Below are 6,882 nucleotides of genomic sequence, written 5' to 3' on the forward strand. Positions count from 1 at the left end.
ATCTGGATGAGGACGATTTTATGGTTAAAATGCTAAAAGGCATCACCAAGCATTATGATTACGTTGAGTTTGTTAAAGAATATGTAGCACAAAACTACAACAGTGAAATTGTTTTTTCGGATCTGGCCAAGGTGGCTCATGTTTCCCGCAGCTATTTGAGCAGCTTGTTTAAAAAGGAAGTTGGTTGCAGCTTTCAGACTTATCTGGTGAGCTTCCGCATAAATAAAGCCGTTACGCTTCTTCATGCACCGCAGCTTCAATTATCCGAGGTGGCCGGCATGGTAGGGTATCCTAATTATGCTCAATTCAGCAAAATGTTTAAAAAGCTTAAGGGCTGCTCTCCCAAGCAGTACAGATCTAACCTAAACACAAAAACATAGAACATAAAAGCGTTTTCATAACTAAACAGGACCAGTATGATGAAGCTATAGCGATCGTACTGGTTTTTCTGTTAGAGAAAAATCAGCCTGCTACCTGCGATCGAGCTTTTGTTCTATATGAGTCATACGAGGAGGCCATGGAATGAAGACCGTCGCAATCATTGGAACGTTTGATACGAAGGGCGATGAATACCTGTACATCAAGAGCATAGCAGAGGAGCTTGGGTTGGGAACCTTGATGATCCATACAGGCGTATTCGAGCCGTCCTTTGTTCCGGATGTGTCCAATCGGGAAGTCGCCCACGCCGCAGGCATGGTCATAGAGGAACTTGCGGCAAAGAAGGATCGGGCTTTGGCTACAGAGGTTTTGTCCATAGGATTGAAGAAGCTGGTACCACAGTTATACAAGCAGGGTAAATTTGACGGAATCATTTCCTTTGGGGGCACTGGCGGAACCTCACTGGTCACACCAGCCATGAGAGCTCTGCCAATTGGTGTTCCGAAGGTGATGGTATCGACCGTTGCATCTGGTAACACAGCTCCATACGTAGGCACGAGTGATATTGTCATGATTCCATCCGTGGTGGATGTAGCAGGATTGAATTCGATTTCTACGAAAATATTCACAAATGCGTTATTTGCGATGGCGGGTATGCTCAAGTTTGAGCATACGCACAAACCGGATAAGAAACCGCTGGTTGCAGCCACGATGTTCGGAGTGACAACACCATGTGTCACAGCGGCAAGAAAATATTTGGAGGAGCGGGGCTACGAGGTGCTCGTGTTCCACGCCACGGGCATCGGAGGGCAGTCGATGGAGGCGTTGATTGAAGCGGGCTTCATTGAAGGGGTATTGGACTTGACGACGACGGAGTGGGCAGATGAAATCATCGGTGGTGTCTTGAATGCGGGGCCGAATCGCTTGGAGGCTGCAGGACACAATCGCATTCCGCAGGTGATCTCGGTGGGCGCCTTGGATATGTGCAATTTTGGGCCGACAGATACTGTGCCGGAGAAATTCAAGGATCATAAGTTCTATCAGCATAATCCGACGGTAACCCTGATGAGAACCACGGTGGAAGAGAATGAACAGATTGGCAGGAAACTTGCGGAGAAGCTGAATATGGCAAAAGAAAGCACCGTGCTCATGCTGCCGCTTAGAGGTATTTCCGCAATCGATGTGGAGGGGCAGCCTTTCTACGGACCGGAGGAAGACCGGATGTTGTTTGATACCCTGCGCCAGCATGTCGACCGCTCGATTGTTGAAGTGATTGAAATGGACTGCACCATCAACGATCCGGCCTTTGCAGAGGCCGCAGCACAAAAGCTGATCACTCTCATGCATGCAATTCCTAATGAATCCAATAAGGAGGATATACGAAATGAATAAGCTGAACAGATCAGAAATTATGGACAAATTCAGGAAAGAGGTAAAGCAGGGTAAAATTCTACTGGGTGTCGGGGCAGGTACAGGCATAACGGCCAAGAGCAGTGAAGCGGGCGGAGCAGATATGTTAATCGTATACAATTCCGGTCGGTACAGAATGGCGGGCCGCGGCTCACTGGCGGGCTTGCTCTCCTATGGAGATGCCAATCAAATCGTCGTTGAGATGGGAGCCGAGGTGCTGCCCGTCGTCAAGCATGCGCCTGTTTTGGCAGGGGTATGCGGCACCGACCCTTTTCGAATAATGGAGGTATACCTTAAGCAGCTGAAGGAGCAGGGCTTCAGTGGTGTTCAGAACTTCCCAACCGTTGGTTTGATTGATGGGGTGTTCAGACAAAACCTGGAGGAAACCGGTATGGGGTACGATCTGGAGGTAGAAATGATCCGCATCGCCCATGAATTGGATTTGCTGACTACTCCGTATGTTTTTGATCCTGCTCAGGCAAAGGCCATGGCGGAGGCAGGGGCTGACATTTTGGTTGCGCATATGGGCTTGACGACCAAGGGCTCTATTGGTGCAAAAACAGCGCTGACGCTGGACGACTGTGTAGAACGAATCGAGGCGATTATTGAAGCCGGTCGGGCTGTGAACCCGGAGATAATGATTATTTGCCACGGTGGACCCATTGCAGAGCCGGAGGATGCGGCATATGTCATTGAGAGAACGAAGGGCATCGATGGATTCTTCGGCGCGTCGAGCATCGAGCGTTTTGCGGCGGAGAAAGGCATTACACAGCAGACTGAGTCCTTCAAGTCGATTCGGAAATAGCTTCTATTTGATAGCAACCTGAATAATTAAAGTTTGTTTTATATAGTAAAAGGCAACCGAACAGAAATGTTGTGGTTGCCTTTTTTGCGTACCAAAGTATTTGAGCTAAATAAACAAATAAAATGAGCTTAACAACAAAGAAACATATTTGTTTTATTGATATTCTTAATCCATAAGGTGCACGTTTCCCCAAGGGAAAAATACAAGATTATAAAGGAAGAAGCTGATTATTTTGAATCGTTGGATTAAAGAAATATTGATCTTAAGACTAATTACATTACTAGAGTTTGAAGAGTGTGAATCTATCAAACAAATATATCGTAATTCTATAGATAGAATCGTAGGGAGATGTTGAGGGACAAGAACATGACCCTTTGAAAGTCGCTATTTTAGCGGCTACTTCTGATGAGACGAGCGAAAACAGTGGGTTCCAAAGGAAAATGTTCAATTCAGGACGCCCATTGATAGACTGGTGAAACTTTCTTCCAAGATGGGCCGCTATGCATGTTACTTGGCACCCTATAGCGATAGGCCCTATCCCAGTAGTTCTTTGGCTCCGTTCAGCAACAAGGGCATTGCCTGTTTAACGAAGGATTCCGCACTTATTGGACTCCCCTCATTATTCCAAGTGTAAGCAGCTCCGTACATCCCCCAACTTAACATGGTAGAAGCTGTATGGATTAAGAAGTGCGCATTGGGACTCGATAACATCTTGTCTTTATCTATAAAGGAAAGCAGTATCGTTTGAATTTGTTCCTTTATTTGAATTTCGAAAACAGTTCCAAGCGATGTATACCTTCTTTTGCACATCGTGCTGAGACCTTTGTGAAAATCACACACACCCAGAAAGATACTCTGAATTGTTTCTTCATTTAATACGGTGTGACCGCTTATTCTACGATTGATAATTGTCATAAATGATTCCATTAGTCTGACCTCAAGAATTTCGAATTTATCTACAAAGTGCGCGTAAAAAGTCGCTCTGTTAACAGTAGCCCGCTCAGCAATATCCCTAACGGTGATCGATTCGAAGTCTTTTTCTTGAATTAATGAAGCAAAAGCGTCTTGAAGGAGTCGCCGTGTACGTATCACACGAGGATCAGCTTCATTCTTATTAATTGTCATCGTTAAGATCTCCTCTAATTAAACGACATTATAGAAAAGGTGTTGTCTATCCAACGGTTCATAGTTATTGATGATTGCGTGCCATTCGGTTGGTATTATAACATACAAATACAACATGTGTTGTTCAAACTACTCATGTTGTATTGGAACAAAGGCAGAATGCTGCTTTTCCAAAAGGAGGAGAGAACATGTCAGTTTCACAACCATCACTAAAGATGGAGCACCGACTTTTTTTTGATGTTATTGGAGAACGTCGTTCAGTTCGTAGCTATGACCCCGAAATCAAGATTTCGTGGGAGGAATTGACCGAAATATTGCGGCAAGCCACGCTGGCTCCTTCAGCCGCTAACCTGCAGCCATCGCGGTTTCTCGTTATCGACTCGACGGAGCTGAAGCAGAAGCTGCTTCCGATCGCATTCAATCAACAGCAAGTGGTCGAGGCTTCGGCTGTCATTGCGGTACTTGGAGATTTGGAATGTTATAACTTGGCCGAGAAAATCTTTGGAAAGACGGTCGATGCGGGTTACATGTCTGCAGACACGGCTAAATCGTTCGTGGAACGTTATACCGGGATGTATTCGAACATGCCGCCCGAGGCCATCCGGGAAAAATTGTATACCGACGGCGGGCTAGTATCGATGCAACTCATGCTTGTCGCCCGTGCTAAAGGCTACGATACGGTACCTATGGGCGGCTACGACAAACAAAAGTTGATGGAAGCTTTCCGTATATCAGAACGCTACGTTCCGATTATGCTGATCGCCATCGGCAAGGCGGCGAAGCCTGGCCATTCGACGGTGAGGCTGGCAGTCGATGATGTAGCTTTCTTTAACGAAATGCCTAAGGAATAACAAAATGTAAAAGACCTTGGCACCCGTATAAACAACGGTGAGCTAAGGTCTTTTACAGATTACAAGCCCTTTATTCTGATGAACCATTCAGGAATAACTAGCAGTAATGCAATAGATCCATATATGCCTATCGTGTAGCTGGTAGCATTTCTCGGAGTCGTACAACCGGGGCAAACGGTGAGGACTAAAGGTTTTTATGATCCCTATAATTGTTAATTTTTTCCTTGTGGTCTCCATTTTCTTTCTCATCGTTGTCAAGCGCGATAACTCATGACATACTCACAATAAAATGCTTCACCTGTTTGAATGTATAAACAAAACAAATGAGGTGTATTTTGAAGTTGAATAAGTTAGATAGAGTAGAAGCGATCAAAAAAGATTTCAAATTGTACCAAAAAGTTTTTTTAGCCCTTGGTGATGAAAACCGACAATCGATTATCACTGTACTTATGGAGACAACTTGAATAAAAGGAATGCGTGTAGGCGAGATTGCTGAAAAAACTCATTTATCACGCCCCGCAGTGTCCCATCATCTTAGAATTTTAAGAGAAGCTGAGATCATTATGATGAGGCAGGAAGGATCCAAAAATTTTTATTTTATAGATCTTAGAACAAAATTAGGGGATATGAAAAATATGTTTGGCCGTATCGATGAGTTATTACAACTACATTATTAAGAAACGAAGTCATTGTATGTTGTACACCTTGAGTCAATAAAGATAGTGGAGGCTTCATAATGAAAGCAATGATTATTGAAAAGTATGGACAAACAACCCTTCAGTTGACTGACAAACCAATGCCTACAGTAGGTGATTATGATGTGTTAGCGGAAATCCATGCGTCAAGTATTAATCCGATCGATATCAAAGTCAGAGATGGTAAGGCTCGAATGTTGCTGAAATATGATATGCCGCTTATTTTAGGAAATGATTTTTCAGGAGTGGTTGTCCAAGTTGGAAAGAAGGTTAACCAATTTAAGCAGGGAGATGAGATTTACGGCCGACCAAGAAAGAGCCGAATCGGTACCTTTGCTGAGTTTATATCCGTACATGAGGACGATATAGCCCTAAAGCCTGAAAATCTCTCCTTTGAAGAAGCAGCATCAATACCATTAGTTGGACTTACCTCATATCAGGCATTGCATGATGTATTACAACTTTCGGCTGGGCAGAAGGTATTGATCCAAGCTGGTTCGGGCGGCGTGGGGACCTTTGCGATCCAACTCGCCAAAGCAATGGGGATATACGTTGCAACAACGACAAGTGAAGCGGGAATTGCCTTGGTTCAGTCGCTTGGAGCCGATCAGATTATCAATTACAGAAAAGAGGAATTTGATCAGGTGCTCCGCGATTATGATGGAGTATACGATACTATTGGTGGTGAGACTTTAGAAAAAGCCTTTAAAATCGTCAAGCCAGGAGGACAAATTGTATCGGTTACAGGCTGGCCCAATGCACGCTTTGGAAAAGAGTACGGAGCTGGTTTTATTAAAACGAATGGTTTTCGATTCATCTCTCGTAAGCTTACAAAATTAGAGAAAAAGCATAATGTGAAATATAATTTCTTGTTCATGAAGCCTAGCGGCAAACAATTAGAGATTATTTCTGAACTAATTGAATCAGGGAAAATCAAACCTGTTATTGATAAGATCTTTTCGTTTGTAGATACTCAGAAGGCGATAGAATACGCTGAAAAGGGAAGAGCCAAAGGGAAAATAATAGTGAAAATGAAGTGAAACAATACATTGTACCAAGCCGGAGAAGAACCGGAGTTTTTCTTGTTTAGTAGGGAACACGTGCGCCAAAAAGGAGGTATTTACATATTTTGGATGTAACACCTCTATTTTTTTCGACTTGTTCATATTCCGTTCATATTGTCGTCACGAAGGGGACATGTTGCTTGATTACACTTTGAATATGTCGCCTAGGTGCCTCTACACAGATATAAGAACAGGAGAATATGAACATGGGAGAAATGGTGGGAATAAAAACAACGGGGAATAAAAGCCGCAAGAAACGGAACATGTGGCTAAAAATAATCGGGGGTATTGTCGGGGCTCTCGTGCTGTTCATGGGCATCGTGTTTGTCGTTAATGCAATCAGCAATGGAGTCGAGAAAAAGAAAATCGAATCGTATGGCCAGTATGTCAATGTGGATGGGAAAAAGATGAATGTGCTCATTCAGGGCAGCGGAGAACAAACCATTGTGCTCCTTCCGGGACAGGGAACCCCGGCGCCTGCGCTTGATTTCAAATTGCTGATCGATGAAATATCCTCCGACTACAGAGTCGTGGCGGTTGAGCCTTTCGGTTAT

General features: G+C 44.1%; 7 protein-coding genes and 1 pseudogene. 7 read left to right on the plus strand and 1 reads right to left on the minus strand.

The window, feature by feature from the left end; genetic code table 11:
• From AMS66_RS33395 to AMS66_RS03250, 3 genes are all read left to right on the plus strand, one after another.
• Positions 1 to 380: helix-turn-helix domain-containing protein (locus AMS66_RS33395; protein WP_236703138.1), on the plus strand; the 380-nt coding region annotated here is incomplete at its 5' end.
• 142 nt (positions 381 to 522) lie between these two features.
• Positions 523 to 1,770 carry a Tm-1-like ATP-binding domain-containing protein gene (locus AMS66_RS03245; RefSeq protein ID WP_053779421.1) on the plus strand — a complete coding sequence of 416 codons (1,248 nt, stop codon included), beginning with the start codon at positions 523 to 525 and terminating at the stop codon, positions 1,768 to 1,770.
• A complete protein-coding gene (locus tag AMS66_RS03250) occupies positions 1,763 to 2,593 on the plus strand; it encodes a phosphoenolpyruvate hydrolase family protein (protein ID WP_053779422.1) in 831 nt (276 codons plus the stop codon). The genes AMS66_RS03245 and AMS66_RS03250 overlap by 8 nt, the downstream gene beginning before the upstream one ends.
• A 534-nt stretch (positions 2,594 to 3,127) precedes the next feature.
• Here the strand turns inward: AMS66_RS03250 and AMS66_RS03255 are convergent.
• Entirely contained in the window at positions 3,128 to 3,718 is a 591-nt protein-coding gene (locus AMS66_RS03255; protein ID WP_053779423.1) for a TetR/AcrR family transcriptional regulator, read from the minus strand.
• A 188-nt stretch (positions 3,719 to 3,906) separates the two neighbouring features.
• Here AMS66_RS03255 and AMS66_RS03260 point away from each other — a divergent pair, with 188 nt between their 5' ends.
• The 4 genes and pseudogenes from AMS66_RS03260 to AMS66_RS33400 form a co-directional block, all read left to right on the plus strand.
• Positions 3,907 to 4,569: a nitroreductase family protein gene (locus AMS66_RS03260; RefSeq protein WP_053779424.1), complete on the plus strand. Its 663-nt coding sequence runs from the start codon at positions 3,907 to 3,909 to the stop codon at positions 4,567 to 4,569.
• A 323-nt stretch (positions 4,570 to 4,892) separates the two neighbouring features.
• Positions 4,893 to 5,246, plus strand: a pseudogene (locus AMS66_RS03265) (ArsR/SmtB family transcription factor).
• 59 nt (positions 5,247 to 5,305) lie between these two features.
• A complete protein-coding gene (locus AMS66_RS03270; protein ID WP_053779425.1) occupies positions 5,306 to 6,304 on the plus strand; it encodes an NADP-dependent oxidoreductase in 999 nt (332 codons plus the stop codon).
• Between the two features lie 230 nt (positions 6,305 to 6,534).
• Positions 6,535 to 6,882: alpha/beta fold hydrolase (locus AMS66_RS33400; RefSeq protein ID WP_407944515.1), on the plus strand; the 348-nt coding region annotated here is incomplete at its 3' end.

This window comes from Paenibacillus xylanivorans (assembly GCF_001280595.1).
GTDB classification, from domain to species: Bacteria; Bacillota; Bacilli; order Paenibacillales; family Paenibacillaceae; genus Paenibacillus; species Paenibacillus xylanivorans.

Coding starts and splice junctions, on each gene's coding strand:
- AMS66_RS03245 (WP_053779421.1), top strand. CDS start 523: ATGAAGACCGTCGCAATCATTGGAACGTTTGATACGAAGGGCGATGAA.
- AMS66_RS03250 (WP_053779422.1), top strand. CDS start 1,763: ATGAATAAGCTGAACAGATCAGAAATTATGGACAAATTCAGGAAAGAG.
- AMS66_RS03255 (WP_053779423.1), bottom strand. CDS start 3,718: ATGACAATTAATAAGAATGAAGCTGATCCTCGTGTGATACGTACACGG.
- AMS66_RS03260 (WP_053779424.1), top strand. CDS start 3,907: ATGTCAGTTTCACAACCATCACTAAAGATGGAGCACCGACTTTTTTTT.
- AMS66_RS03270 (WP_053779425.1), top strand. CDS start 5,306: ATGAAAGCAATGATTATTGAAAAGTATGGACAAACAACCCTTCAGTTG.